Genomic DNA, 24,674 nt, shown 5'->3' with positions numbered 1-24,674 from the left:
CCGCGTCAGAGCCACTCCACCCATGCCCCATGGGCGTGGGCCGTGCCGAGCAAGACCGCTTCTCCGCCACCCGGCCAGTACCGCACGGTCAGTTCATGGCGGAACGTCTGGCGGTTGGTTTCAAGCATGACCCACGCGAGCCGTCTTGCGGTGTCTGCACGGGCGCCCGCTTCGGCCATCGCCGTCTCGATCCGCGCCCGCGTCTCGGGAGGGAGGTATTGCCAGACGATGGAGTGGAAGAAAACGCGGGTGGTATCGTCGGCCTGGGCTGCGGCAAGCCGTTGCTCGACCCACGCAGCCGCGTCCATCTGCACGACATCCGGCGCGCGCTCGGCGGCCAGCGCGATCGCTGCGTCGATCCGTGCGATCCGATCGGTCACTTCGGCCCAGACATAGGATTTGAGCCGCAGCGCTTGATCCGTATCGGCAAGGCTTACCGGCGCACGGTCGCAGCCCTGGATCGACACAATCTCCACCGGCGCTTGCGGCGGAGGCCCCCCGCGCCATTCGGGCACGATCCGCATCGGCGAATCTTCAGGCCCCGCCGTCGTCCCGCCAAGATCAAAGAAGAAACGCTCCATCATCGTGTTGACGCCCGCACTCGCGCCGAGTTCGTTCAGTTCGAACTTCGGTCCGACGCGCGGCGACAGCCAGAGCAGCGCCGCCATGATAGATGCTGAGCGCCCCGCCTCGTTGGTCTGCGGCGGACCATCGAGCCACGGCAGCAGTGCGGCATCATGATCGCGCGTCGCACCCACGACGAGCGCATCGACCTCACCCTGATCTGTCACCTCGCCGCGATAGACCGGCGCCAATCGCAAGTCCGCGCCGGTCAGGACGAGATGGTGAAACCCTCCCGCCAGCCGCAGTGGCAAGGCATCTTCCAACGGTTTGCCGGGCCATTTCGCGAGTCGCCGTCCCACCCCTGTGGCGCTATCGAGCAACGCCAGTTGCCCACGAACAACCCGTCCAGTGCAGGGCGCGCCGTTGTTGGTGGCGTGGTCTGCCTGCCATTCGATGGCTTTTGCGACGTCGCCTGTCTCCATGATCGGGTTCATTCGGTTGCCCTTTGCGCTGCCCTGCCATATGGGCGGCGGGTTATGTCCACCGCCGCATCGCTCGTTTTCGCCCTGCCCAAGGGCCGCATCCTCGACGAGGCCCTGCCTCTGCTTGAGCAGGCCGGGATCGTGCCCGACGCCGACTTCTTCGACAAGAGTTCGCGCGCGCTGTCGTTCGCGACCAATCGGCCCGACGTGAAGATCATCCGCGTCCGCGCGTTCGACGTCGCCACGTTCGTTGCGCACGGCGCCGCACACGCGGGCATCGTCGGATCGGACGTGATCGACGAATTCGACTATGCCGACCTCTACGCGCCGGTCGATCTCGACATCGGCCACTGCCGCCTGTCGGTGGCGGAACCTGTCGCCGCGGTCGAAAGCGGAGCCAATGCGCGCGAAAGCCACGCGCGCGTCGCCACCAAATACCCCAACATCACCCGCCGCCACTTCGAAAAGCTTGGCGTCCAGGCCGAGGTCGTCAAGCTGAACGGCGCGATGGAGCTTGCCCCCTCGCTCGGCCTTGCCAGCCGTATCGTCGATCTCGTTTCGACCGGGCGCACGCTCAAGGACAATGGCTTGGTCGAGACTAGCGGGATCATGCCCGTATCGGCCCGCCTGATCGTCAATCGTGCGGCGTTGAAGACCGACAGCGCCCGGATGGGCGCGCTCGTCGATGCGTTCCGCACGATGGTCGCCGCACGGAAGGCTGCGTGATGCAGCGCCTGCGCTCCAGTGACCCGGGTTTCGCCCGCGACTTCGCCCGCATCGTGCGCGACCGCCGCGAAAGTGACGAAAGCGTCGCGCGCGATGTCCAGACGATCATCGAGGATGTGCGCCTGCGCGGTGACGAGGCACTGGCCGAATATACCGAGAAGTTCGACGGCCACGTGCCCGAAGACGGTAACTGGCAGATCCCGCTCGAAGACTGCCGCGAGGCGTTCGACGCACTCCAGCCTGAATTGCGCGCGGCGCTCGAGCTCGCCGCGCAACGCATCCGCGCCTACCACGAAGCGCAATTGCCCGAAGACCGCGACTATACCGATGCCATCGGCATGCGCCTCGGCGCGCGCTGGCGGGCGGTCGATGGTGCGGGGTTGTACGTGCCGGGTGGGCGCGCGGCATATCCCTCGTCGTTGCTGATGAACGCGATCCCGGCGCGCGTCGCGGGCGTCGAACGTCTGGTGATGATGACGCCCACGCCCAAGGGCGAGGTTAATCCGCTGGTCCTGGCCGCCGCGCACCTGGCCGGCGTCGATGAAGTCTGGCGCGTCGGCGGGGCGCAGGCGATCGCCGCGCTCGCCCATGGCACGAAAACGATCAAGCCCGTCGATGTCATCACCGGCCCGGGCAATGCCTGGGTGGCCGAAGCCAAGCGCCAGTTGTTCGGCGTGGTCGGGATCGACATGGTCGCCGGGCCATCCGAAATTCTCGTCATCGCCGACGCCAAGAACGATCCGCAATGGATCGCAGTCGACCTGCTCAGTCAGGCCGAGCACGATCCGGTCGCGCAATCGATCCTGATCACCGACGATGCCGCCTTTGCCGATCAGGTCGCCGACATGATCGGCGTCGAGATCGCAATGCTGCCCAAGGCAAAGATCGCCAAGGCCAGCTGGGATGCATACGGGGTAATCATCGTCGTCGACTCGCTGGACGAGGCGCCCGCACTCGCCAATGCGCTGGCGGCCGAACACGTCGAGATCGCGACCGACAATCCTGAGGTCCTGTTCGATCAGATCCGCCACGCAGGTTCCGTCTTCCTCGGCCGCGTCACGCCCGAAGCGATCGGCGATTATATCGCCGGTCCCAACCACGTCCTGCCGACCGGGCGCCGCGCGCGCTTCTCGTCAGGCCTTTCCGTTCTGGATTTCATGAAACGCACCAGCTTCATCGCGGGCACCGATCAGGCGCTTGCCGCCATCGGTCCTGCCGCCATCGCCCTTGCCGAAGCCGAGGGCCTGACCGCCCACGCCCGGTCCATCGAACTGAGGCTCGGCATATGACCCGCGTTTCCCGCCAGGCCCGCGCCGCCTCGCGCCTTGCCGCTGTACAGGCGCTATACCAGCGCGACATGGAGCAGACCGAGTTGCACCTGCTGCTCGACGAATTCCACCAGCACCGTCTGGGCGCGGAGATCGAGGATGTCGAATACGCAAAGGCCGACATCGCGTTCTTCGACGATGTCGTGCGCGGCGTCTATGCGCGGCTGGACGAGATCGACGCCACGATCACCGCAAAGCTCGCCAACGGCTGGTCCATCCCCCGCCTCGACAAGACCATGCTTCAGATACTGCGCGCAGGCACTTACGAACTGATGGCGCGCAGCGATGTTACCGTGGGCACCGCGATCAGCGAATATGTCGATGTCGCGCACGCCTTCTTCGATGAGCGCGAGGCGAAGTTCGTCAACGGGATACTGGACGCCGTGGCGAAGGCTGTTCGTTAAGAAGGGTAGCCTCACCCCGGATCAAGTCCGGGGCGACGGAGATTCGACGACAGGCTCGCAACCAATTGGACAGGTCTATAATTGGTCGTCGCCCCGGACTTGATCCGGGGTAAGGCTCCCTTGTTCCGACCTACAACCGCGCCGCATGCCAACGCACATGGTCTTCCATGAACGTCGAGATGAAGTTGTAGCTGTGGTCATACCCCGGCTGCAGCCGCATCGTCAGATCCACGCCTGCCGCCTCGCACGCCGCCACCAGCAGTTCGGGGCGCAACTGCTCGATAAGAAACGAATCCGCATCGCCTTGATCGACCAGTACCGCGCCCGCCGGACGCTTGCCATCCTCGATCAGCGCCACCGCATCGTGCGCCCGCCACGCAGCCCGGTCATCACCGAGATAGCCGCCGAGCGCCTTGTGCCCCCACGGCACCTGACCCGGCGCAACGATCGGCGCAAAGGCCGATAGCGACTTGAACCTGTCAGGATAGGTCAGCCCCAGCGTCAGTGCGCCATGGCCACCCATCGAATGTCCGAGAATACCGATGCGGCCCAGATCGACCGGGAAATTCGCCGCCAGCAACGCAGGCAATTCGTCCGCAATATAATCCCACATCCGGTAATGACGGGCAAACGGCTCCTGCGTCGCGTTGACATAGAAACCCGCACCCAACCCGAAATCGTAAGCGCCAGCGGGATCGTCCGCCACGCCCTCGCCGCGTGGGCTGGTATCGGGCGCGACGAACACGATGCCGAGTTCCGCGCAGACTTTGCGGTACTCACCCTTGTCAGTCACATTGGCGTGGGTGCAGGTCAGCCCCGAAAGGTAGACCAGCACGGGCAACTTTCCACCCACCTCCGCCTGTGGGGGCAGGAAGACCGAAAAGGTCATTCCCGTCCCCGTTGAGGCGGAGTCATGCTTGTAGACGCCCAGCGTGCCGCCATGCGCCTTGGCTGTCGAAACCGTCTCGATCGGCATCAGGCAATCACGTCCAGCGCGCACAGCTTGTTGCCTGCCGGATCGCGCAGATAAGCCAGGTAATAGGGCGAACCCTCACGCGGTCCCGGCGGATCTTCGCACGATGTGCCGCCCGCAGCGACGCCCGCTGCATGCCACGCATCGGCCTGTTCCGGGGTCATTTTGAATCCGATCGTGCCGCCGTTGGCACCGCAGGCAGGCTGGCCGTTGATCGGCTGGGTCACGATGAAGACGCCGCCGTTGTGCTGGTAAACCAGCCGTCCCTTGGGATCGGTGATCGCCTCGGGGCCGCCGAACGCCTTGAACGTGGCATCGTAGAACTTTTTCGACGCGGCGATATCGTCGCTGCCGATCATAACGTGGCTGAACATTCTGCACTCTCCATTTACCCAGGACATTCGGTTGCGATCTGCAATGTGCTCGGCAAATGCACCCCAGGTCAAGCGCCGCGTGGGGATTTCTCTATTGCGCCTGCGTCAGGCCGACGGATCCAGCACGCCCAGCAGCGCAACGATGCCCACCACGACCAGACCCAGCGCAAACTCGACCATCAGCGACCGCCGCAGATGCGGCAGTGCCCCCGGCTCGCCCCGCTTCAGCGCCGGGGTGATGCGCCAGCGATTGACGCCAGCCAGCGCCAACATCGCCGCAAACAGGCCAAGTTTCAGCCCCAGCAAGGCACTCCACCCGCTCCATAGCGGCATCGGCCAGCCTGTGATCGCCAACGCGTTGATTATCCCGCTCAGCACCAGCAGCGCCACCACCACGCTCCCAGTTCGCGCGAAGTCCGCAAGCGCCTGAGTCTTTGCCACCGAGCTTTCCGCAAACGCCCCGAGCACGAACCCCGCCAGCGCGCCCAGCCACGTCGCCGCCGCAAGCAGATGCACCGCATCGGCAAGGCGGTGTATCGTCCCCCATGCGCCCTCGCTCGCACCGGCATGGCCGGTCCACACCGCCGTCACCAGAGCGACCGCTCCCGCGACAGCCGCCACGACATGGCGCAAGGCGCGGATGGGCACGATCATCGCAATGATCACGGCGGCGAGCGCGGTCAGGCGCCACGTCATCACCGCGCCGAGCGGCGTTGCGGCAAGCACGGCCGTGAAAGTCTGCTCGTCGAGCGTGGCCAGGCTCGTCCCTGCCATCGCCGCGACGCTTTCGAGCGCCCACCACACCGACGCGGCCGCGGCTACAAACGCCAGTCCCCCCATCACCAGGCGGCGGCGGGGGGACGCAGACTCAAATCTGTTCTTTAGCGTGATGGCATGGAGCGGCAGGCCCGCCAGCAGCAGCAACGCTGCCAGCATGGCAAAACGCGAAGCGATCAGGCCAGCCGGCTCCATCGCCGGAATCAACGCACGGTAAAGGCGTACTGGCCCTCGATGCGGTGCTGGTCACCGGCCACCGCATGCCACTTCAGCTGATAGCTTCCGGCTGGCAGCGCACGCGGCAAAGTCACCGTCAGGACCTTGCCCGCAACAGCCGTGGCGAAACCCTTTATCGGCATCGGCGCATGGTTCGCCATGCCCGGCATCCCGGTCATCACCAGTTCGATACCCGAGAGCGGAGCGACCAGCGTTTCGGAAAACGTCAGCGTCAGCTTGGTCGGCTTGGCTACGGCGGTGTCCGCGGCAGGGTTTGACGAAAGCAGTTTTGGATGCGCGAATGCGGCACCGGGCAGGGCAAGCATGGCAAGCGCAGGAGCGACGAACAGGGCAAGGCGACGCATGAGAATTTCCTTTCGGAGCTGGGGTCTTGTGCCGCTTGGTGAAGCAGCTCTCCACTGGCATTACGCAGTCCGGCTGGCCATCCCTCAAGTTTTTTCTTGGCGCGCAGCGCGGCATGAGTGATTTTGAGGTCGCGTGCGTATCCCAGCTTGTGTGGAACCAAGGACAGCCCCGCCGATGACCGACCTCGATGACATTCTGGATGGCCTGCGCGCCAGACCCGCGCCGCCCGCGCTCGCCGCGATCGGTGACGGCGTCATGCACGGCCTCGCCGTCCGGCGCGAAGCCGGGACGGCGCGACGCGGCATGATGATGGCGCTCGGGATCGCGGCGGTCGTCGGCGTCGTCGGCTCGATCGCTCCGGCAACGCCCGCACAGGCAGAGCCCCTGTTCGGCGTGCCGTCGGGCGCTCCGTCGCACCTGCTGACAGACTGATGACCCAGTCCCTGCGCTACGTCCTTGTCGCCGTGCTAGCCGCTGCGATCGCGCTTGCTGCCAGCCACTTTTCACGCGGCCTGATGATGCGGCACCACGGCGGCAGCGAGCTCCACCAACTGATGCACGACCACCTCGATCTGACGACGGCCCAGCGGACGCAGATCGACCGGCTCGAAGCGGGATTTGCACAGCGTCGCACTGCACTCGACGCGCGCCTGCGTCAGGCCAATGCCGATCTTGCCGCCGCGATGGAGAGCGAACACCAATACGGTCCGAAAGTCGCGAGCGCGGTCGATCTGTCGCACATGGCCATGGGTGATCTGCAGAAGGAAACGCTCGCCCACGTCTTCGCCATGCGGGCCGTTCTGGCGCCTGAACAGGCCACGATATTCGACCGTGAGATCGCGCGCGCGCTCACCACGCCCGAAGCACGCTGAACCACGCCATGGCCGCAACCGGGGCGGAGACAAGCGACCCTGCTCTGGTCACTGCCGCCATCGCCGGGCAGCAGGCAGCCTATACCGCGTTGATGGATCGCCATCGCGATGCGGTCTACCGCGTTGCGCGGCACCATCTCGGCGATGAGAGCGAGGCACTCGACATAACGCAGGACGCGTTCATCGCTGCCTTTGCCGCCCTTGTGCGTTATGATCCCGCCCGCCCTTTCCGAACTTGGCTCCTGCGGATCACGCTCAACAAATGCCGTGACTGGGCGCGTCGCCGCACCGTGCGTCGCCTGTTCCGCCTGGCGCGTCCGCTCGAAGACGCAGCCGATGTTGCGGACACCGGACAAGACCCCGAAGCCGAAGCCATTTCCCGCCGCGAGGTCGATCGCATCGGCACCGCGATTGCGGCCCTCCCGTCGGGCCTCAAGGCTCCGCTCATCCTCTGTCGCATCGAAGGCATGTCCATGGCCGAAGCGGCCGCGATCCTGTCCCTCAGTGAAAAGGCAGTGGAAGTCCGGATCTATCGTGCGCGACAAAAATTGGCGGAATTGCTTGAGGGATAACGTTGCACGATGCGTATCCCCAACTGATGGACAACAACCTCACACTCAATCGCCGCCATATCCTGTTGGGCACGGGCGCGCTCGCGCTGACCCCGCTGTTTCCTGCTTGGGCCCAGTCGGGACATTCCGGCCATGGCGGCGGCGGTTCGGGTGCGATGGCCGGCCGCAACACCGGCGGCACTCTGTCGGGCGAGACGATCGCGCTGTCGATCGGCGATGCGCGCTATTCGGTCGGCAAGCGCTCGGCCTCTGCCATCGCCGTAAACGGCACGATCCCGGCTCCTCTGATCCGCTTGCGCGAGGGTCAGAACGTCCGGATCGCGGTGACGAATACGCTCAAGCAGCAGTCCTCGATCCACTGGCACGGGTTGCTAGTGCCCTTCCAGATGGATGGCGTGCCCGGCGTATCGTTCCCCGGCATCGATCCGGGCGAGACCTTCACTTACGAGTTCCCGGTGCGGCATTCCGGCACGTTCTGGTACCATTCGCACTCGGGCATGCAGGAAGCGGTCGGTCTTTACGGCCCGATCGTCATCGACCCCGCCACCCCTGACAACGTGCTGTTCGACCGCGAATACGTGCTCATGCTCGCCGACTGGAGCCCGATCGATCCGCACCCCCAGCTCAAGAAGCTCAAGACCATGGGCGGCTACTTCAACTGGCAGCGCCAGACCGTCGGCGGGCTGATCGCGGGCAAGGACCAGAGCCTTAAAGACCGCCTCGAATGGGCCAAGATGCGCATGGACGCGACCGACATTTCGGACGTGACCGGCGCGACCTATTCGTTCCTGATCAACGGCCATGATACCGCCGCCAACTGGACCGCGCTGTTCGCTCCGGGTGAGCGCATCAAGCTGCGGATCATCAACGCCTCGGCCATGACCAACTTCAACTTCCGCATCCCCGGCCTGCCGATGACTGTTGTCGCGGCGGACGGCTGTAACGTCGTGCCCATCGAGACCGACGAATTCCAGATCGGTATCGCCGAAACCTACGACGTGATCGTTCAACCGACTGAGGCCGCCGCGTTCGGCATCGTCGCCGAAGCCATCGACCGGTCAGGCCTTGTCCGTGCAACGCTCGCGCCGCAGATCGGCATGACCGGGTCGGTGCCCAAGCTGCGCCAGCGCCCGATCCTGACCATGCGCGACATGGGTATGGACATGGCAGGCATGGACATGGGTTCGGGCGGAGAGATCGACCTGTCCAAACCCGCCAACGAAAGCATGGCCGGGCACTCGATGGACATGCGCGACTTGTCGCTGGCACCAGGAGTGAAGCCGGGACCGGGCGTCGCCACGATCTCGCCATCACCGGCAGACCGTCTGGCCGATCGCGGCACCGGGCTCGAGAACGAAGAGCATCGCGTGCTGACGTACGCCGATCTCCGCTCACGCGAAGCCAGCCCCGACCAACGCAAACCCACCCGCCAGATCGACGTGAACCTGACCGCAAACATGGAACGCTACATGTGGTCGATCGATGGCGAGACGATCTCGGGCGGGGCCGATCCGATCCCGTTCCGCACCGGAGAGCGCGTGCGGGTGAACCTGATCAATCACACGATGATGCCGCACCCGATCCATCTCCACGGCCATTTCTTCGAACTGGTAACGGGCGATCCAGGCAATCGGCCTCGCAAGCACACCGTCAACGTGCTGCCCGGAGGCAAGGCGAGCTTCGACCTGACCGCAGATGCCGAGGGCGACTGGGCGTTCCACTGCCACATGCTGCTTCACATGCACGCCGGGATGATGCGCATCGTCACCGTCCGCGCCGACAAGGGAGCGGCGGCATGATGGCCCTTCGCAATGCGCTGCTCGTCGGTGCAGCCCTGATCGCAACGCCCCTCGCTGCACAAGAAGCGCAGGATCCGCACGCCGGCCACGACATGAGCCAGATGCAGGGCATGGACGGCATGGATCACTCCGCCCATGACATGAGCGCGACGTCCGCAGATCAGGCCGATGGCACCATGCAGGGCATGGACCACTCTGCTCACGGCGCGCAGCCAGCTTCCAGCGACGAAGTGGGCACGGCACCCGCGCCGTCGGTTCCAACCGACCATCCCGCCGATGCCTTCTGGGACGCATCGCGCATGGCCCGCGCCCGCGCCGACCTGTCACGCGAGGGCAGCTTCATCGGCAATGCGCTGATCGCCGACCGTCTTGAATACCGGGCAGCCAAGGGCCTTGATGGCTATGCCTGGCAGGTCATGGGCTGGGTCGGCGGCGACATCGATCGTCTGTCGTTCGAAACCGAGGGGGAAGGCGCATTCGGTGAAAGCCTCGAAACCGGTGAAGTCCGCGCAGCATGGCGTCACGCGCTCGATCCGTGGTGGAACCTTGAACTGGGCGCACGGCAGGATTTCGCCGCAGGCCCGGACCGTACGTATGCCGTCGTCGGTATCGAGGGCCTTGCACCCTACTGGTTCGAAATCGGTGCCCATGCCTTCATCTCGAACAAGGGCGACGTGCATTTCCGGCTAGAGGCCGAACACGACATGCGCCTGACCCAGCGACTGATCCTGCAGCCTTCGGTCGAGATCGACGCGGCGGCGCAGGACGTGCCTGAACTCGGGATCGGTGCGGGGTTCGAGAAGGTCGAGCTTGGCGCGCGCCTGCGCTATGAAGTCGCCCGCGAATTCGCGCCTTATGTCGGCGTCCATTGGGAGCGCAAGCTTGGCCAGACCGCTCGGTGGGCGCGAGCGAACGGCGACGGAGCGTCCGCAGTCAGCGCGGTCTTCGGCATTCGTGCTTGGTTCTGAGCTGCATTTCGCAATTGTGTTCCGTGGAGACCTGAAACTTCGGATTTCCGTCTCGCCTGCCTGACGCTACTCATCGAACGTGGACAGGATCAAGGCAGCCCTTTCAGCTTGTGCGCTCGCCGCGGCCGCATTGTCGTCGCCCGCGCTTGCCGATCCGATCGAGGCCGAGATCGACCTGTTCGAACTCCACGTCGGCGATGGCGACGAACACTTCACCTTCGACAGCGCGATTTCGACAGGATCGGACACCGATCGCTTCGAACTACGCGCTTCGGGCGGAAGCGACGTCGGCCCTACGATCGACAACGTCCAGCTCGAAGCGTTGTACGTGCACAATTTCAGCGACAGCTTCACCGCTCTGGTCGGCGCGCGGCAGGATGTTCGGCCAGGCAGTGACCTTGCGCACGTCTCTGCGGCCTTTGTCGTGCTGCCGGTTGAATGGCTTGAGATCGAGCATTTCTTCTACCTGTCCGAGAACGGAAATCTGATCGGCAGCGGGCAGCTGCTCGCCAGCATTGATGCATCCGATGGCGTGACGGTCGAGCCGCGGCTCAATATCAACTGGGCAGCGCAGACCATTGTCGACGAAAGCGTTGGCTCCGGTGTGACTGACATCCAGGCTGCGGTCCGTGTCCGCAAGTCGCTCGGCCCGCACCTCGAAGCCTATGCAGGTGCGATCCACGAACGGCTCCTCGGCAAGACAAGGATGATCGCGACTGCCGATGGTGGCCGATCGAGCGTTAATCGCGTCATCATCGGCGCCGCCACGGCCTGGGCATCGGCGTCTTGCTGGCCTGATCGCCGCTGCGCCGCGGTGGCATCTTGCGGCTCCGCCGCGGTGGCATCTTGCTCCATCCGGACCACCCGTGCAGGACAGGCGGCCACCGTTTCGGAGTAGCCCATGACACCCATCCACACCGGCGTGATCGCCCAGACCATTCAGCTGGCGCTGGCCCCGGTATTCGTGCTCGTCGCCATCGGCAACATCATGAACATCCTGACCACGCGGCTCGGTCGCATCGTCGATCGTTCACGCACCTTGCAGAAGCTGCACGGCGAAACGGTGGGCACTGCGCATGACGTCGTGGTGATCGAGATCCGCTACGTCGACCGGCGCATCCACCTGATCGGACGCGCGCTGCTGCTGCTGGTGCTGTCGGGTCTTGCCATCGGTGTTACCGTTGGCTCGCTGTTCATCGGCGAGATGGCCGAGCTGAACCTGCGCAACCTTACCGGCATCACATTCTTCATCGCCATCGTGCTATTGATGATGGCGCTGGTCTACCTGCTGCTCGAAACCCGCATCGCTGCCAATTCCCTGCGCCTGCCGCAGGAAATGCTGGAGCTTGAACGCAAGATTTGACCAGCAACGTCTTTCTGTGCTCCCCCGCGAAGGCGGGGGCCTCAGGCCGTCGCATGCCAGCCATCGACAATCCGGCCTGGGGTCCCCGCCTTCGCGGGGACGCACGGGCGAGAACCTAGGTCAGCAATTTCCCGCTCTTCTCACGGATCACGCCTTCGATCATCCGCTTGGCAAAGCCCAGGCTTGCGGGAATATCGACGTCTACGACCAATTCGCTCTCGGCCACCTCCACGTGGCAATCGACGGTATAGCCCATCGCCGTCACGCTCATCGTCATGTGGTCGTCGTCGGTGAATGCGGTTGTGACCGTCGCCATGCCGTCGGCCTTCTCGGCGGCACGCCCGGCCTTGTCCCGCAAGCGACGACGCGCCTCTTCGCGGCCGAGCGTGTGCGGTATCGCCATGCGCATCAGGCGTCTCCCTTCGGTGCGGCAAGCTGGGGCGCCTCTTCCAGCCCCTCGCCATAGCGATAATCCAGATAGCGCCCGCGTACCGCCAGCGCATCGAGATCGCCCGCCGCCAATTGCCGCGTGATCTCGTCGATTTCCTTGCTGATCTTGCCAAGGCCCTCGCTCAGCTGCGCATCGGCATCGCGCCCGCCGCGCTCTTCACGGCGCAGATGCGGCGGGATCTTGCGCCAGCTCTCGACCATGCCTGGCAGATGCTCACCGACCAGCCGCCGCACTTCGCCCACCGCAGGTTCGGCCGGATCGATACCCTCGAGCTGCAGGCCCAGACCATCCAGCTGCACGCCGATCTGATCCACCAGCCGCACCGCCGGCGCAGGCAGCGCAGGCCGCTGCGCCTCGAGCCACAGTTCGGTCCGCCCGACCATCGTACGCACGTCGCCCGTGTTCAGCGCCTTGAGATCGGGCACCTTCAGCGTCGGATACTTCGCGAAGAACACCAGCGTGCCGATGATCGCCAAAGCCAGCATCATCACGCCGGTAAAGCCGATACCGTCGAGCACCAGCCCCGCCACCATCGCACCGACCAGCAACACGCCCACGGCCATCGCCATCCGCGCCAGCTTCTTGCCCAGGTGCGTGCGCTTCATATCGGCAGATCGCTGCCCGATGCTCCGCCGCCCACCCGCCTGCTGGCGAACCAGCGACGACTTCGCCTCGGCCATGATGCGCTGGCTTTCGTGGGCAGGTGTGTTGGCCATCAGCGCCTCAACCCTCCAGGCTCAGCAAGGGCGAGCTGTCCGGCCCGGCCAGCTTGGACTGCGCCGCCCCTTCGGCCCGCGCGACATAGCCCTTCGACTTCTCGACCTCGCCCGAAAGCGTGGTGACAGTCTGCTTCATCGAATCCAGCGCCTTCAGCTTGAACGTGTCGATGGTGTCCATCGTGTCGTAGATATTCTGGAACGCGCGTTGCAGCGTCTCGAGCGGGATCGTGCTGGCGGCAGCAAGTTCATGGATCTTGCCGGTCTGTTCGCGCAGCAGCTTTCCAGTGCTGTCGATCATGTTGGCAGTCGTGGTGTTGAGCGCGGTGATCTGCTGCAGCACCAGCCGCTGGTTGGTCATCGCCTGCGCCACGGTCACCGCCGTGCGCAGCGCCGCTACGGTTGTCGTACTCGCGCGGTCCACACCCTTCACCAGTTCGACGTTGTTCTTCTTGACCAGATCGAGCGCGAGATAGCCCTGCACCGTCACCGCCATCTGCGTCAGCAGGTCCTGCGTGCGCTGACGGGTATAGAACAGCGCCGATTCACGAATCGCCTTGGCCTTGGCCGGATCGGTGTGATCGAGGTCGGCCGCAGCCTCTTCCAGCTTGGCGTCGAGCGTATTGGAGATGTGGATCATCTGCTCAAGATTGCCCATCGCCTCCCACAGCTTCTGCCGCTCGACGTCGATCGCGGCGTTGTCCATCAGCAGCTCGTCCTTGCCCGACGCCAGCCGGTCGAGGATTGCCTTGATGTGGCCCTGCGCCGAGACATAGCCGTCGAAGTACTTCTTCACGCTGTTGCCGAACGGGATGATGCCCAGGATCTTGCGCCCGGTCGAAAGCTTGCCCTGCTTGCCCGGATCGAGCTCCTCCACCGTCCGGCGCAGCGCCGCCAGATCGGAACCCACGCCGCTGTCCTTGTCCATCGCGCGGATCGGCCGATCGAGAAAGCGGTTCGCCATCCCCGCTGCCTGCGAGATTTCCTTGCGGCCCATGTTGGTCAGCTGGTCGACCTTCTTGCCGAACTCAGGGCTTTGCGCGTCCTGCGCGATCAGATCGGCAACGAAGGCATCGACCTTGGACTCCAGTTTCGAGCGATTTTCGTCGGACACAGGCACGAGGCCCGCAGCCTGCGCAGGTGCCACTACCGGCACCGGATCGGGCGGCGTCAGGCTCAGCTGGCTGGCGGTTGCGGTCTCGGTCGAAGTCGTGGCCATTGCAATCGTGCTTTCAGGTAGTGGTCGATTGGCAACATGGGATTTCCCGAGGCCGTGTGCAAGCTGTATTATGCTTGCAACACAGCAACGGGCGATGGGCCATATCGACGCGAGCGTCGCCAGCGTTCATGGTCGCACCGATGGAAAACGGCAAGCAATGCGCGATCTTCGGGGCAAGCGGTGGCATCGGCGCGGCGCTTGTAGACCTGCTGGCCGCAAGGGACGACGTGGCGCAAGTGCACGCACTGGCCCGCGGACGCTTGCCCTCCGCACCCAAGGTCACTGGCCACCGCTTCACCCTGACCGACGAAGCCTCGATCGCCGCAGCCTGCGCTGAAATCGGCGCGCCGCTCGATCTGGTGATCGTCGCCACGGGACGACTGGTGCGCGATAACGGCGACGGTCCGGAAAAATCCGCGCGCGCGCTCGACGCCGCAGCCCTGTCCGAAATGTTCGCGATCAACGCCATTGGTCCCGCGCTGATCGCCAAACATTGCATGCCGCTGCTAGCCAAGACCGGGCAGCCGACTTTCGCCGCGATCTCGGCCAAGGTCGGCTCGATCACCGACAACCGCCTTGGCGGCTGGCATTCCTACCGCGCGTCCAAAGCCGCGCTCAACATGCTGGTGCGCAACTTCGCCATCGAACTGGCGCGCACCAACCCTGCCGCGATTGCCGTCACGCTCCACCCCGGTACCGTCGATACCCCGCTTTCGCAGCCGTTCCAGCGCGGCGTTCCGGCAGCGACACTGTTCACGCCGGAACAATCCGCAGCCCATCTGCTGAGCGTGATCGACGGACTATCCCAGTCCGACAGCGGCAAGCTGTTTGCCTGGAATGGAAGCGAGTTGCCGTTCTGAGCACATCCGGATTTCACACAGTGTAATCTTCGAAGCTCGTAGTTCTGGCCCGCGCAACCAGCATTGATACTTTCGCACCCGGAGAACCACGGTGACGGCAGAAACTCCGCCGCGCCTCTCCGGGATCGAGGAAGTCGTGATGAAACGGAAAATCGGCCCGATGCTGGCCATCGGCGCATTGACCTGTGCTGCGCCCCTCCTTGCGGGGCAGAAGCTCGGCGAAGTCCAGCCCTTGCGCACGCCCGAGAAAATTTACGCCACAACCTGCGGCTACTGTCATGGCCGCAACGTCGGCCCGATCATCCTCGGCCGTGTGCTCCCGGCCGACACCGTCAAGTACATCGTGCGCCACGGCCAGAACGGCATGCCCGCCTTCCGCCCGACCGAAATCAAGCCATCCGAACTCGATGCGCTGGCCACCTGGATTGAAAAAAGCACAGCTCGCAGCGGGGAGCACGGACAGTGAGTGCGATAGATATGGACCGTCGCGGCCTGCTCGGCGCAGGCATCCTCGGCGCCGCCAGCCTCGGGCTCGGCACCGGCGCGAGTGCGAAGAACCCTGCCCCGCTCGCCCCCGGCCTGACCAAGGCCGATTTTGCCGGCGCAATGAAGGCGTTTCGCGGCGTCGTCGGCACCGAATGGGTGTTCGGCGACGAAGAGGCGGTTGCGCCTTACGCCAAGGTCTACGTGCCCGACCCCGCCAACCGCCACGTACCCGTAGGCGCGGTCTGTCCCGAAACGGTCGAGCAGGTGCAGGAAATCGTCCGCATCGCCAATACCTATCGCCAGCCGCTCTGGCCGGTCTCCACCGGCAAGAACATGGGCTACGGCATGGCCGCGCCCGCCACCCCCGGGCAAGTCGTGCTCGACATGAAGCGGATGAACCGCATCCTCGAAGTCGATACCGACCTTGGCACCTGCCTGCTCGAACCCGGCGTCACCTATCAGCAGTTGCGCGACTATCTGACCGAGAACAATATCCCGCTATGGATCGACGTGCCCACGGTCGGCCCACTTGCCTCGCCCGTCGGCAACACGCTCGATCGCGGCGTCGGCTACACCCCTTACGGCGAACACTTCATGTTCCAGTGCGGCATGGAAGTCGTGCTGGCCGACGGGCAGGTCATGCGCACCGGCATGGGTTCGATCAAGGGCAGCACCGCGTGGCAGGCGTTCAAGTGGGGCTATGGACCCTATCTCGACGGGTTGTTCACGCAGTCGAACTTTGGCGTCGTCACCAAGATGGGCCTATGGCTGATGCCCAAGCCGCCGGTCTACAAGCCGTTCATGGTCCGCCACGCCGAAATGGGCGACGTTTCGCGCATCATCGAGGCGATGCGCCCGCTGCGCGTGTCCAACCTCGTCGCCAACTGCAATCTGATGATGGGCGCAGCCTACCAGCTTGCCATGTTCAAGCGTCGCAATGAAATCGTGCCCGATGGCGCGCTTCTGGACGAAGTGTCGCTCAAGAAAGCTGCCAAGGCCAATGGGCTGGGCATGTGGAACACCTACTTCGCGCTCTACGGGACCGAACAGACGGTGGCGGCGGTCGAACCGATCATCCGCGCGAGCCTGACGGCCAGCGGCGGTGAAGTGCTGACTTCTGCCGAGATGGGCGACAACCCGTGGTTCCACCACCACGCCACGCTGATGGAGGGCGGCCTCAACCTCGACGAGATCGGTCTGCTGCGCTGGCGAGGCGCAGGCGGTGGCCTTGCCTGGTTCGCGCCGGTTGCCGCAGCGCGCGGGATAGAGGCCGAGCGCCAGACCGTACTCGCCCGCGAAATCCTCGAAAAGTACGGCTTTGATTATACCGCTGCCTACGCGATCGGCTGGCGCGACCTGCACCACATCATCGCGCTGCTGTTCGACAAGTCCGACGCCGAACAGGAAAAGAAGGCCGACGCCTGCTATCGCGAACTGGTCACGCGCTTCGGCGCGCAGGGCTGGGCCAGCTACCGCACCGGGGTCAATTCGATGGACCTCGTCGCGCAGCAGTACGGCGAAGTGAACCGTGGCTTCAACGCGAAAATCAAGCACGCAATCGACCCGAACGGCATCCTCGCTCCGGGCAAATCGGGGATAATCTGATGGAACGCTTTGCAGGCAAGGCCGTGCTGATCACTGGCGCGGCAACCGGCATCGGCCGCGCCACCGCACTCGCGTTTGCACGCGAAGGGGCCTCGGTGATGATCGGCGATGTCGATGCGCGCGCGGACGAAACCGTCGCGCTGATCGTCGGCGAAGGCGGCAACGCGGCCTTCCGCCACACCGACGTGCGCAAAGCGGCAGACCTCGACGCGCTCGTCGCCGCCTGCGTCGACCGCTACGGGCGCATGGACGCGGCCTTCAACAACGCCGGCGTCCTGCCACCGCAGCGCCCGATCCACGAAGTGACCGAGGCCGAACTCGATCTTGCCATCGACGTCGATTTCAAGGGCGTGTTCTTCGCGATGCAGGCTGAGATCCGCCACTTCCTGAAGGTCGGCGGCGGCACAATCGTCAACACTGCCAGCGTCGGGGCGCTGATCGCCGATCCGAACATGAGCGCCTATTGCGCGATGAAACATGCGGTTTCTGGCCTGACCAAGGCTGCCGCCGTCGAATACGCGCAACTGAACATCCGCGTGAACGCCATCGCGCCCGGCTTCGTCGTTACCCCGATGACCCAGCACTGGGCCGACAGCAACGAATTCACGCAGATGTTCTACGCCCAGAACATCTCGGGCCGCGCCGCCCGGCCCGAGGAAATCGCGCCCACCGTGCTGCACCTGTGCTCGGACGGCGGGAGCTTCATCAACGGCGCGACATTCACCATCGACGGCGGCCAGACCGCACACTGAAGAGAGGGTATATGCGCAAGTTCTTCACGCTGATCGCCGCATCCGCGCTGTCCATCAGCGCCGCACACGCCAAACCGCTCGACTACAAGGTCATTCCCACCAGCCCCGTCAGCATGGTCGCCAATGTCACGCTGGTCACCGGCGAAAAGGACGCGGTGCTGGTCGATGTGCCGTTCGCCCGATCGGACGCCCTGCGCGTCGTGGCGGACATTCTCGACAGCGGAAAGGCGCTCAAGACCATCATCATCACCCACGATCACCCCGATCACTTCTTCGGGCTGGACGTGCTGCAGGATGCGTTTCCCGATGTGAAGGTCGTCGCCCATCCGGTGGCGGCGAAGGACATGGAACGCTCGATCCCGATCAAGTTCAAGCGGTGGAGCGGACAACTGGGCATCAATGCACCCAAGCGCCCAGTGCAACCCGCCGCGATGACCGGCGATAGCGTGGACCTCGAAGGCCACACGCTGCAGGTGCTCGGCCCGATGCAGGGCGATCACCTCCATTCGACCGTGGTGTGGGATGCCGAGACTCGCACCCTGATCGCGGGGGATGTCCTCTACAACGGCGTCTATGTCTGGCTCGGCGAACACGGTCCTGCGCAATACGATGCCTGGCTCAAGGTGCTCAACAGGCTCGAAGCGATGGACCCGGTCAGGATTGTCGCGGGCCACACCCGCCCCGGCCTGCCCGACGATTCCATGAGCATCGCGTGGACGCGCGGCTACATCAAGTCCTTCGCCGATGCCCGCGCGCGTTCGAAATCCTCAAAGGAAATCGCCGCGATCATGAGCGGGAAATACCCGAACGCGACCGAAGTCTACGGCGGATTCCTGCTGGGTATTTCCAGCCAGGTCGGCGCGGGCGAAATCCCCCCGTGGGACGAATAGATTAGTCGGATGTCGGCTCGGTGTGCAGCCACGCCGCCTGGCGCGGCGCACGCTTGGTCCGGCTCCACTCCTCCAGCATGTCTGGGGCAAGCGTCTTCAACTCGGCATGCTGTTCGGGCGTGCCGATGTTGCAGGCCAGTTCCAGCCGGTGCCCGTTCGGATCGAAGAAATAGATCGAACGGAAGATGCCATGATAGGTCGGCCCGAGCACCTCTACGCCTTGGCGCTCGATATGCGCCTTGGCCGCAAGTAACGCGGCTTCGTCGGGCACGTTGAACGCGATGTGCTGCACCCACGCGGGCGTATTCGCATCCCGCCCCATCTCGGGCTGGTTAGGCAGTTCGAAAAACGCCAGCACGTTGCCGCCGCCCGCGTCGAGGAAGATGTGCATGTACGGATCGTCCTCGCCGGTCGAGGGCACCTTGTCCTCGGCGAACGCGGTCACGTAATCCATACCGAGCACGCGCGCGTACCATTCAACGGTCGCACCTGCGTCCTTGCAGCGATAGGCGACATGGTGAATTCCGCCGAGCTTGGGAGCATCGCTCACTTTACCGTCTCCTCGACTTGCAGGACGCCGCGCCGCAGCTGGTCGCGCTCCATCGACTTGAACAGGGCGGTGAAGTTGCCGTTCCCGAAACCCTCGTCCTTCTTGCGCTGGATGAATTCGAAGAACACCGGCCCGATCACCGTCTCGCCGAAGATCTGCAGCAAGAGTCGCGGATCGCCGTCCTCGGTCGAACCATCGAGCAAAATCCCGCGACGCTGCAGTTCCTCCACCGGCTCGCCATGGCCGGGAAGGCGTTCCTCCAGCATCTCGTAGTAAGTCGCAGGCGGCGGCGACATGAACGGGGTGCCGAGCGCCTTCAAGCGGTCCCAGCAGCCGAACAGATCGTCGCAGGCAAACGCGATATGCTGGATGCCCTCACCATTGTACGCGCGCAAAAACTCGTCGATCTGCCCACCCCCGGCCTTGCCTTCCTCGTTCAGGGGAATGCGGATAAGGCCATCGGGTGCGGTCATCGCGCGGCTGGTGAGGCCGGTATATTCGCCCTTGATATCGAAATAGCGGATCTCCTTGAACCCGAAGATCCGCTCATAGAACGCCCCCCAGTGCGCCATGCGCCCACCATAAACGTTGTGCGTCAGGTGATCGATCGTGTGGAACCCGGCACCCACCGGATGCCGGTCCACGCCGGGCAGATAACGGAAATCGATGTCGTAGATCGAGATGTCCTCGTCATAGCGATCCACCAGATAGATGATCGAGCCGCCGATGCCCCGGATCGCCGGAAGCCGCAGTTGCATCGGCCCGGTTTCCACCTGTACCGGCTCCGCCCCGCGCTCCAGCGCCACGTCATACGCCTTGGCGGCATCCTTGACCCGCCAACCCATCCCGCAGGCCGATGCGCCATGCTCAGCGGCGAAATAGGCCGCCGGACTGCGACGCTCGTAATTCGCAATCAGGTTGATCCCACCCTGCCGCCACAAGTGCACGTCCTTGGTCCGGTGGTCGGCAACGTGGGTAAAGCCCATCGCGGCGAACACCGGCTCCAGCAGGCCCTTTTCTGGGGCGGTGAATTCGATGAACTCGAAGCCATCGAGGCCCAACGGGTTGGGCAAGCCCGTAACGGGTGATACGTCCATCGGTACAACTCCTGTAATTCGTTTCATCTGTTACCACTTCGGATCACCCCTGTCAGGCGAAATCTCATCCACGCATCATTGCCACCTTTGTTGTGATGTTATCTTGTATCATTGTGCGAATCGGATTATTGGCTCCGGCATAGTCAAAGGGATCGCGTCCGATGAAGTTCTCCACCCTCCTCGCCAGCTGCTCCGCCCTCACACTGGCGACGCCCGCGTTCGCCGAGGAACCCACGCCAGATCAGGACAACCACGCCCAGCCATCCGATCAGATCGTCGTTACCGCCGCGTTCGAACGCAACCGCCAGGACATCATCTCGGGCGTCTCGGTCATCCAGGGCGAGGAACTGACTCAGGCCCTGCGCCCCACGCTCGGCGAAACGCTGAACCGCACCCCCGGCGTCTCGGCCACCTCGTTCGGCCCCAACGCCTCGCGCCCGGTGCTGCGTGGCCTCCAGGGCGAACGCGTACGCATCCTGACGGACGGCGTCGGCGCATTCGATGTGTCCAACACCAGCGCCGATCATGCGGTGGTCATCAACCCGCTGCTCGCCGAACGCATCGAAGTCCTGCGTGGTCCGGCTACACTGCTCTACGGCTCATCGGCCATCGGCGGCGTGGTCAACGTCATCGACAAGCGCATCCCCCGCGTCATCCCGGACGAAATCGCCCATGTCGATATGCTAGCCAGCTATGGCTCGGCGTCCAACGAGCGCTCGATTGGCGGCGCGGTCGATGTGCCGGTCGGCGACAAGTTCGTCGTCCACGCCGACGGCAGCTACCTCAAGACCGGCAACCAGCGCATCGGCGACTATGTCCTCGCCCCCTCCGCTCGCCTGACCGCGCTCGCCAATGCCGGGACCGAAACCGAAGATCAGCTTGCCGAAGGGATCGACTTTGCCGCAAGTGCCGGTCTGCGCGGCAAGCTCCCCAACTCCGCCGCCGAAACATGGACTGCTGGTGTCGGCGCGGCGCTGATCACTGATACCGGCAACCTCGGGATCGCCTACAGTCATTACGACAGCCTCTACGGTATCCCCGTGCGCTACGCGATCCGCCCCGGCGAGGAACAGGAAGGCCCCCGCCTCGATGTCGCGCAAGACCGCCTCGATCTGCGTGCCGAAGTCCAGACCGGCGGCAGCCTGATCCAGTCGATCAAGGCCCGTGCGGGCTTTGCCAGCTACCGCCACTTCGAACTCGAACCCGATGGCGGCATCGGCACGGCGTTCTACAACAAGGGCCTCGAAGGCCGCGTCGAGCTCGTTCAGGCCGATCGTGGTCCGTGGAAAGGCGCCAGCGGCGTCCAGTATTTCTCGCGCGATTTCAACGTGATCGGTGATGAAGCCTTCCTGCCCAAGAACTCTACCCAGCAATTGGGCGTGTTCACCCTGCAGCAGCTCGATTTCGGGGCGCTCAAGCTCGAAGGCGGCGCTCGCTACGAACACACCGTCCTCGAAGCCCGCCCGCTGCTGGACCAGACCCAGTTCTTCAGCGGCAAGCGCACCTTCGACACCGTGTCCGGCTCGGTCGGCGCATCTTATGGCTTCACCCCCGACTGGCGCTTCGGCGTGAACCTCTCGCGCACCGTCCGCGCACCCTCGGCCGAAGAACTGTTCGCCAACGGCCCACACGCCGGTACGCAGGCCTTCGAAGTCGGCAGCCCCGATTTCCACCCCGAACGCGCTTGGGGCCTCGAAGCCGTGCTGCGCGGCAAAGGCACCGGCTACAGCTTCGAAGCCTCGGCCTATCATAACTGGTTCGACAACTTCATCTTCGAGGACCTGACCGGCGCGGTCGAGGACGGACTTCCCGTCTACCAGTTCGGCCAAGCCAAGGCGCGCTACTACGGCTTTGAAGTCCAGGGCAACGTAACCCTCGCCAAGCTGGGCAGTGTCGAACTGGTTGCAGATGGCCTAGCCGATTACGTCCACGCCAATATCGTCGGCTTCGGCCCCGCCCCGCGCATCCCGCCCTTGCGCGTCCAAGGCGGCCTGGGTCTCAACGGCACGAAGGTAGACCTGCGCGGCGAAGTCGAATGGAGCGACAGCCAGACCCGCACCACCGCGTTCGAGACCCAGACCGCCAGCTTCACGCTGGTCAACGCTCAGCTCAACTTCCGCCCCTGGGGCACCGAGCGCCCGCTGTCCTTCGCGCTGTCTGCCAACAACATCTTCGACGTCGATGCCCGCCGCCACGCCTCGTTCCTCAAGGATTTCGCGCCGCTGGCCGGCCGCGACATCCGTATCACGGCGCGGGCGAGTTTTTGATTCCGTCCACTAGGCCGATGATCCAGTTGATCAGCGCCGTCAGATCGGGCGACAGCACCGCATTACGCGGGTAGATCAGCGCATAGTCCGTTCCGTCCGCATCGAACCCCATCGGCGATTCGAGCCGTGCGTCATCAGACGCGAGCGCCTCCGGGGCAAGTGCGACGCCAAGACCACCAAGCGCTGCTTCGATCATCAGGAAATGATGATCGTGCAGTTGCAGGGTCCGCGGCCGTGGCGCGTCGCGATGCGCGTCTAGCCACGCTTGCCAGGCCTGCGGTCGCGTTCGCGAGCCGAGCGCGACAAAGTCGCCCGCTTCGAAACGCGGGCGCATTCCCGAGAGCATCACGGGACCTACCCGTTCCGGCATCAACGGCACGATCGTCCAATCCGGCGCGACCGGAAAATCAAGTCGCCTGATGGCGAGCGTGATGTTTTCTCGCGTAAAGTCCAGTGCTCCCCCGCCCGTCGACAAATGCAGCTCAATCTGCGGATGGCTGTCCTGAAACGCGGACAGGCGCGGAATGAGCCAGCGGGTCGCCAGCGATCGCTCGCACGAAAGGATGATTGGCACGCGCGCAGAAACGGACCGTATGTCACGCAAGGCTTGACCGATTTCGTGCAGCGCCCGGCTTCCGGCATTGGCCAGCCGTGTACCCTCCCGCGTCAGTTGAATACCCCGTCCTTGAGGCTCGATCAGCGCAAATCCCAGATCACGAGAAAGCTTTGCTACACGGCGGCTTACCGCTCCGTGCGTCAAAGCCAGTTCCTGCGCTGCTGCACGCATCGAGCCGAGGCGGGCAACGGTTTCGAACGCGCGCAAATCATCGAGCGAGGGGAATTCAGACCTTTTCATTGGTGATCTTTTATCACCGGTATCGGCCAGTTCATATCGCTAATCAGCTTTGGCCCGCACTGGTAACAAGCTGATATGAAAAGAACCCAAGCCGATCGTGGTGCCGTTGAGGCGATCATCGCCGAGGCAGCTTCGTCATGACCGTGCCTCCCCTTCCCGTCGCGGTGACAATGGGCGATCCATCGGGAATTGGCCCAGAAATCATCGCGAAAATGTTCGTTCGTCGGCTCGATCAGCGCGACTGGCTGGTGGTCGGCGATCCGCTGGTCATGCAACACGCATTCGCTGCGCTCGGTGCAGACGTGCCGGTGCACGCAATTTCCTCGGTCGATCATGCAGCGTTCGACGGAGTGAGCCTGGATGTGCTTGCCTCCTCCGATCTGAAGGCATTGCCGCCTGTGGGCGAAGTCTCTCCAATCAGCGGACAGGCAGCATTCAGCGCCATCGTCACCGCGATCAAGCTGGCATGCGAAGGCAGCGTCCGAGGCATCGTCACCGCGCCAATCAACAAGGAGGCCTTGTCCGCCGCTGGCCATCGCTATCCCGGACACACCGAAATACTGGCCGATTACGGCGGCCGCGTGCGCGTCGCCATGATGCTGGCCAATGACGAGATAAGGACAGTGCTGGTAACGATCCATTGTTCGCTGGCAGACGCGATACGCAGGGCGGATTTTGCCGCGCAAATGGCAGCGATTAGGCTCGCGAATGCAGGCGCGCTGGCGCTCGGCATCGCCAACCCGCGCGTGGCCGTTGCCGGACTGAATCCTCATGCCGGAGAGGGTGGCTTGTTCGGAGATGAAGAAATCACCATCATCCGCCCCGCGATCGAAGCGGCGCGCGCCGAAGGCATCGATGCGTCCGGTCCTTGGCCCGGCGACACAGTGTTCATGCAGGCTCGCAAGGGTCGGTTCGATATCGTGGTCGCGCAATATCACGATCAGGGGCTGATCCCGGTGAAATACATGGGCGTGGAAAAGGGCGTGAACGTTACGCTCGGCTTGCCGTTCGTGCGAACCAGCCCGGATCACGGCACGGCGTTCGACATTGCCGGGACGGGAACCGCCGACCCATCCAGTCTGGAATATGCGTTCGACTACGCTCTCAAGCTGCGCGTCCCGTCCTTCTGAAAGCCGATCCT

At 64.2% G+C, this 24,674-nt stretch carries 28 protein-coding genes; 17 read left to right on the top strand and 11 right to left on the bottom strand.

Annotated elements, in window-relative coordinates; translation table 11 throughout:
- Positions 1 to 5: 5 nt before the first annotated feature.
- On the bottom strand, positions 6 to 1,058 hold the full coding sequence (locus tag GGQ88_RS14260; RefSeq protein ID WP_183614116.1) for a DUF2332 domain-containing protein: 1,053 nt from the start codon (positions 1,056 to 1,058) through the stop codon (positions 6 to 8).
- Positions 1,059 to 1,100: 42 nt separating this feature from the next.
- Here GGQ88_RS14260 and hisG point away from each other — a divergent pair, with 42 nt between their 5' ends.
- From hisG to nusB, 3 genes are read left to right on the top strand one after another with little or no spacing between them, the layout of a single operon-like run.
- Positions 1,101 to 1,772 (top strand): ATP phosphoribosyltransferase, encoded by a 672-nt coding sequence (gene hisG, locus GGQ88_RS14255; protein WP_183614115.1) that lies wholly within the window; start codon positions 1,101 to 1,103, stop codon positions 1,770 to 1,772.
- Positions 1,772 to 3,061 (top strand): histidinol dehydrogenase, encoded by a 1,290-nt coding sequence (gene hisD, locus GGQ88_RS14250; protein ID WP_183614309.1) that lies wholly within the window; start codon positions 1,772 to 1,774, stop codon positions 3,059 to 3,061. The genes hisG and hisD overlap by 1 nt, the downstream gene beginning before the upstream one ends.
- Positions 3,058 to 3,504 (top strand): transcription antitermination factor NusB, encoded by a 447-nt coding sequence (nusB, locus tag GGQ88_RS14245; RefSeq protein WP_183614114.1) that lies wholly within the window; start codon positions 3,058 to 3,060, stop codon positions 3,502 to 3,504. The genes hisD and nusB overlap by 4 nt, the downstream gene beginning before the upstream one ends.
- 130 nt (positions 3,505 to 3,634) lie before the next feature.
- On the opposite strand, the gene fghA is transcribed toward nusB, so the two are convergent.
- The 4 genes from fghA to copC all read right to left on the bottom strand — a co-directional run bounded on the left by fghA (position 3,635) and on the right by copC (position 6,209).
- Positions 3,635 to 4,474 (bottom strand): S-formylglutathione hydrolase, encoded by an 840-nt coding sequence (gene fghA, locus GGQ88_RS14240; RefSeq protein ID WP_425490451.1) that lies wholly within the window; start codon positions 4,472 to 4,474, stop codon positions 3,635 to 3,637.
- 5 nt (positions 4,475 to 4,479) lie between these two features.
- The gene (locus GGQ88_RS14235) at positions 4,480 to 4,851 is read right to left on the bottom strand and encodes a VOC family protein (protein ID WP_183614112.1); all 372 of its coding nucleotides are present in this window, start codon (positions 4,849 to 4,851) and stop codon (positions 4,480 to 4,482) included.
- A gap of 105 nt (positions 4,852 to 4,956) precedes the next feature.
- Positions 4,957 to 5,823 carry a copper homeostasis membrane protein CopD gene (copD, locus tag GGQ88_RS14230; RefSeq protein WP_183614111.1) on the bottom strand — a complete coding sequence of 289 codons (867 nt, stop codon included), beginning with the start codon at positions 5,821 to 5,823 and terminating at the stop codon, positions 4,957 to 4,959.
- Positions 5,824 to 5,831: 8 nt separating this feature from the next.
- Complete coding sequence (copC, locus tag GGQ88_RS14225; RefSeq protein WP_183614110.1) at positions 5,832 to 6,209, bottom strand: copper homeostasis periplasmic binding protein CopC; 378 nt, start codon at positions 6,207 to 6,209, stop codon at positions 5,832 to 5,834.
- Positions 6,210 to 6,360: 151 nt separating this feature from the next.
- Here copC and GGQ88_RS14220 point away from each other — a divergent pair, with 151 nt between their 5' ends.
- From GGQ88_RS14220 to GGQ88_RS14190, 7 genes are all read left to right on the top strand, one after another.
- A complete protein-coding gene (locus GGQ88_RS14220; protein WP_183614109.1) occupies positions 6,361 to 6,642 on the top strand; it encodes a hypothetical protein in 282 nt (93 codons plus the stop codon).
- The gene (locus GGQ88_RS14215; protein WP_183614108.1) at positions 6,642 to 7,082 is read left to right on the top strand and encodes a periplasmic heavy metal sensor; all 441 of its coding nucleotides are present in this window, start codon (positions 6,642 to 6,644) and stop codon (positions 7,080 to 7,082) included. Before GGQ88_RS14220 ends, GGQ88_RS14215 begins: the two co-directional genes overlap by 1 nt.
- An 8-nt stretch (positions 7,083 to 7,090) precedes the next feature.
- Positions 7,091 to 7,654 (top strand): RNA polymerase sigma factor, encoded by a 564-nt coding sequence (locus tag GGQ88_RS14210; protein ID WP_183614107.1) that lies wholly within the window; start codon positions 7,091 to 7,093, stop codon positions 7,652 to 7,654.
- Between the two features lie 26 nt (positions 7,655 to 7,680).
- Positions 7,681 to 9,453, top strand: a complete 1,773-nt coding sequence (locus GGQ88_RS14205; protein ID WP_183614106.1) for a copper resistance system multicopper oxidase — start codon at positions 7,681 to 7,683, stop codon at positions 9,451 to 9,453.
- The gene (locus GGQ88_RS14200) at positions 9,450 to 10,421 is read left to right on the top strand and encodes a copper resistance protein B (RefSeq protein WP_183614105.1); all 972 of its coding nucleotides are present in this window, start codon (positions 9,450 to 9,452) and stop codon (positions 10,419 to 10,421) included. Before GGQ88_RS14205 ends, GGQ88_RS14200 begins: the two co-directional genes overlap by 4 nt.
- Positions 10,422 to 10,500: 79 nt before the next feature.
- Positions 10,501 to 11,319, top strand: coding sequence for a copper resistance protein B (locus GGQ88_RS14195; protein WP_183614104.1), 819 nt, complete (start codon positions 10,501 to 10,503; stop codon positions 11,317 to 11,319).
- Positions 11,320 to 11,322: 3 nt separating this feature from the next.
- Positions 11,323 to 11,784 (top strand): DUF2721 domain-containing protein, encoded by a 462-nt coding sequence (locus GGQ88_RS14190; RefSeq protein ID WP_183614103.1) that lies wholly within the window; start codon positions 11,323 to 11,325, stop codon positions 11,782 to 11,784.
- Between the two features lie 115 nt (positions 11,785 to 11,899).
- Here GGQ88_RS14190 and GGQ88_RS14185 read toward each other — a convergent pair whose 3' ends face one another.
- The 3 genes from GGQ88_RS14185 to GGQ88_RS14175 are packed head-to-tail and all read right to left on the bottom strand — an operon-like array spanning position 11,900 to position 14,170.
- On the bottom strand, positions 11,900 to 12,193 hold the full coding sequence (locus GGQ88_RS14185) for a polyhydroxyalkanoic acid system family protein (protein WP_221214687.1): 294 nt from the start codon (positions 12,191 to 12,193) through the stop codon (positions 11,900 to 11,902).
- Complete coding sequence (locus GGQ88_RS14180) at positions 12,193 to 12,951, bottom strand: hypothetical protein (protein WP_183614101.1); 759 nt, start codon at positions 12,949 to 12,951, stop codon at positions 12,193 to 12,195. Before GGQ88_RS14180 ends, GGQ88_RS14185 begins: the two co-directional genes overlap by 1 nt.
- Before the next feature lie 7 nt (positions 12,952 to 12,958).
- Positions 12,959 to 14,170, bottom strand: a complete 1,212-nt coding sequence (locus GGQ88_RS14175) for a toxic anion resistance protein (protein ID WP_183614100.1) — start codon at positions 14,168 to 14,170, stop codon at positions 12,959 to 12,961.
- Between the two features lie 140 nt (positions 14,171 to 14,310).
- On the opposite strand from GGQ88_RS14175, the gene GGQ88_RS14170 reads away from it, so the two are divergent.
- The 5 genes from GGQ88_RS14170 (at position 14,311) to GGQ88_RS14150 (ending at position 18,763) form a co-directional block, all read left to right on the top strand.
- Positions 14,311 to 15,030 carry an SDR family NAD(P)-dependent oxidoreductase gene (locus GGQ88_RS14170; RefSeq protein WP_183614099.1) on the top strand — a complete coding sequence of 240 codons (720 nt, stop codon included), beginning with the start codon at positions 14,311 to 14,313 and terminating at the stop codon, positions 15,028 to 15,030.
- A gap of 91 nt (positions 15,031 to 15,121) precedes the next feature.
- A complete protein-coding gene (locus GGQ88_RS14165; protein WP_343057223.1) occupies positions 15,122 to 15,496 on the top strand; it encodes a c-type cytochrome in 375 nt (124 codons plus the stop codon).
- Positions 15,493 to 17,121, top strand: a complete 1,629-nt coding sequence (locus GGQ88_RS14160; protein WP_183614098.1) for an FAD-binding protein — start codon at positions 15,493 to 15,495, stop codon at positions 17,119 to 17,121. The genes GGQ88_RS14165 and GGQ88_RS14160 overlap by 4 nt, the downstream gene beginning before the upstream one ends.
- Complete coding sequence (locus tag GGQ88_RS14155) at positions 17,121 to 17,873, top strand: SDR family NAD(P)-dependent oxidoreductase (protein ID WP_183614097.1); 753 nt, start codon at positions 17,121 to 17,123, stop codon at positions 17,871 to 17,873. The genes GGQ88_RS14160 and GGQ88_RS14155 overlap by 1 nt, the downstream gene beginning before the upstream one ends.
- A gap of 11 nt (positions 17,874 to 17,884) precedes the next feature.
- On the top strand, positions 17,885 to 18,763 hold the full coding sequence (locus GGQ88_RS14150) for an MBL fold metallo-hydrolase (protein WP_183614096.1): 879 nt from the start codon (positions 17,885 to 17,887) through the stop codon (positions 18,761 to 18,763).
- A 1-nt stretch (position 18,764) separates the two neighbouring features.
- On the opposite strand, the gene GGQ88_RS14145 is transcribed toward GGQ88_RS14150, so the two are convergent.
- Complete coding sequence (locus GGQ88_RS14145) at positions 18,765 to 19,313, bottom strand: VOC family protein (protein WP_183614095.1); 549 nt, start codon at positions 19,311 to 19,313, stop codon at positions 18,765 to 18,767.
- Complete coding sequence (gene hppD / locus GGQ88_RS14140; RefSeq protein WP_183614094.1) at positions 19,310 to 20,410, bottom strand: 4-hydroxyphenylpyruvate dioxygenase; 1,101 nt, start codon at positions 20,408 to 20,410, stop codon at positions 19,310 to 19,312. The genes GGQ88_RS14145 and hppD overlap by 4 nt, the downstream gene beginning before the upstream one ends.
- A gap of 161 nt (positions 20,411 to 20,571) precedes the next feature.
- On the opposite strand from hppD, the gene GGQ88_RS14135 reads away from it, so the two are divergent.
- Positions 20,572 to 22,677, top strand: coding sequence for a TonB-dependent receptor domain-containing protein (locus GGQ88_RS14135; protein ID WP_183614093.1), 2,106 nt, complete (start codon positions 20,572 to 20,574; stop codon positions 22,675 to 22,677).
- On the opposite strand, the gene GGQ88_RS14130 is transcribed toward GGQ88_RS14135, so the two are convergent.
- The gene (locus tag GGQ88_RS14130; protein ID WP_183614092.1) at positions 22,655 to 23,533 is read right to left on the bottom strand and encodes a LysR family transcriptional regulator; all 879 of its coding nucleotides are present in this window, start codon (positions 23,531 to 23,533) and stop codon (positions 22,655 to 22,657) included. The genes GGQ88_RS14135 and GGQ88_RS14130 overlap by 23 nt on opposite strands.
- Before the next feature lie 137 nt (positions 23,534 to 23,670).
- On the opposite strand from GGQ88_RS14130, the gene pdxA reads away from it, so the two are divergent.
- Positions 23,671 to 24,663 carry a 4-hydroxythreonine-4-phosphate dehydrogenase PdxA gene (gene pdxA, locus GGQ88_RS14125; RefSeq protein ID WP_221214686.1) on the top strand — a complete coding sequence of 331 codons (993 nt, stop codon included), beginning with the start codon at positions 23,671 to 23,673 and terminating at the stop codon, positions 24,661 to 24,663.
- Positions 24,664 to 24,674 lie beyond the last annotated feature (11 nt).

This window comes from Novosphingobium hassiacum (assembly GCF_014196055.1).
Classification (GTDB): Bacteria; Pseudomonadota; Alphaproteobacteria; order Sphingomonadales; family Sphingomonadaceae; genus Novosphingobium; species Novosphingobium hassiacum.
This window is presented reverse-complemented; position numbering and strand designations above follow the sequence as displayed.

What these genes read in the sequence shown, in the direction of transcription:
- GGQ88_RS14260 (WP_183614116.1), bottom strand. Translation starts at nt 1,058, where the DNA reads ATGAACCCGATCATGGAGACAGGCGACGTCGCAAAAGCCATCGAATGG.
- hisG (WP_183614115.1), top strand. Translation starts at nt 1,101, where the DNA reads ATGTCCACCGCCGCATCGCTCGTTTTCGCCCTGCCCAAGGGCCGCATC.
- hisD (WP_183614309.1), top strand. Translation starts at nt 1,772, where the DNA reads ATGCAGCGCCTGCGCTCCAGTGACCCGGGTTTCGCCCGCGACTTCGCC.
- nusB (WP_183614114.1), top strand. Translation starts at nt 3,058, where the DNA reads ATGACCCGCGTTTCCCGCCAGGCCCGCGCCGCCTCGCGCCTTGCCGCT.
- GGQ88_RS14235 (WP_183614112.1), bottom strand. Translation starts at nt 4,851, where the DNA reads ATGTTCAGCCACGTTATGATCGGCAGCGACGATATCGCCGCGTCGAAA.
- copD (WP_183614111.1), bottom strand. Translation starts at nt 5,823, where the DNA reads ATGGAGCCGGCTGGCCTGATCGCTTCGCGTTTTGCCATGCTGGCAGCG.
- copC (WP_183614110.1), bottom strand. Translation starts at nt 6,209, where the DNA reads ATGCGTCGCCTTGCCCTGTTCGTCGCTCCTGCGCTTGCCATGCTTGCC.
- GGQ88_RS14215 (WP_183614108.1), top strand. Translation starts at nt 6,642, where the DNA reads ATGACCCAGTCCCTGCGCTACGTCCTTGTCGCCGTGCTAGCCGCTGCG.
- GGQ88_RS14210 (WP_183614107.1), top strand. Translation starts at nt 7,091, where the DNA reads ATGGCCGCAACCGGGGCGGAGACAAGCGACCCTGCTCTGGTCACTGCC.
- GGQ88_RS14205 (WP_183614106.1), top strand. Translation starts at nt 7,681, where the DNA reads ATGGACAACAACCTCACACTCAATCGCCGCCATATCCTGTTGGGCACG.
- GGQ88_RS14200 (WP_183614105.1), top strand. Translation starts at nt 9,450, where the DNA reads ATGATGGCCCTTCGCAATGCGCTGCTCGTCGGTGCAGCCCTGATCGCA.
- GGQ88_RS14190 (WP_183614103.1), top strand. Translation starts at nt 11,323, where the DNA reads ATGACACCCATCCACACCGGCGTGATCGCCCAGACCATTCAGCTGGCG.
- GGQ88_RS14185 (WP_221214687.1), bottom strand. Translation starts at nt 12,193, where the DNA reads ATGCGCATGGCGATACCGCACACGCTCGGCCGCGAAGAGGCGCGTCGT.
- GGQ88_RS14180 (WP_183614101.1), bottom strand. Translation starts at nt 12,951, where the DNA reads ATGGCCAACACACCTGCCCACGAAAGCCAGCGCATCATGGCCGAGGCG.
- GGQ88_RS14175 (WP_183614100.1), bottom strand. Translation starts at nt 14,170, where the DNA reads ATGGCCACGACTTCGACCGAGACCGCAACCGCCAGCCAGCTGAGCCTG.
- GGQ88_RS14170 (WP_183614099.1), top strand. Translation starts at nt 14,311, where the DNA reads ATGGAAAACGGCAAGCAATGCGCGATCTTCGGGGCAAGCGGTGGCATC.
- GGQ88_RS14155 (WP_183614097.1), top strand. Translation starts at nt 17,121, where the DNA reads ATGGAACGCTTTGCAGGCAAGGCCGTGCTGATCACTGGCGCGGCAACC.
- GGQ88_RS14150 (WP_183614096.1), top strand. Translation starts at nt 17,885, where the DNA reads ATGCGCAAGTTCTTCACGCTGATCGCCGCATCCGCGCTGTCCATCAGC.
- hppD (WP_183614094.1), bottom strand. Translation starts at nt 20,410, where the DNA reads ATGGACGTATCACCCGTTACGGGCTTGCCCAACCCGTTGGGCCTCGAT.
- GGQ88_RS14135 (WP_183614093.1), top strand. Translation starts at nt 20,572, where the DNA reads ATGAAGTTCTCCACCCTCCTCGCCAGCTGCTCCGCCCTCACACTGGCG.
- GGQ88_RS14130 (WP_183614092.1), bottom strand. Translation starts at nt 23,533, where the DNA reads ATGAAAAGGTCTGAATTCCCCTCGCTCGATGATTTGCGCGCGTTCGAA.
- pdxA (WP_221214686.1), top strand. Translation starts at nt 23,671, where the DNA reads ATGACCGTGCCTCCCCTTCCCGTCGCGGTGACAATGGGCGATCCATCG.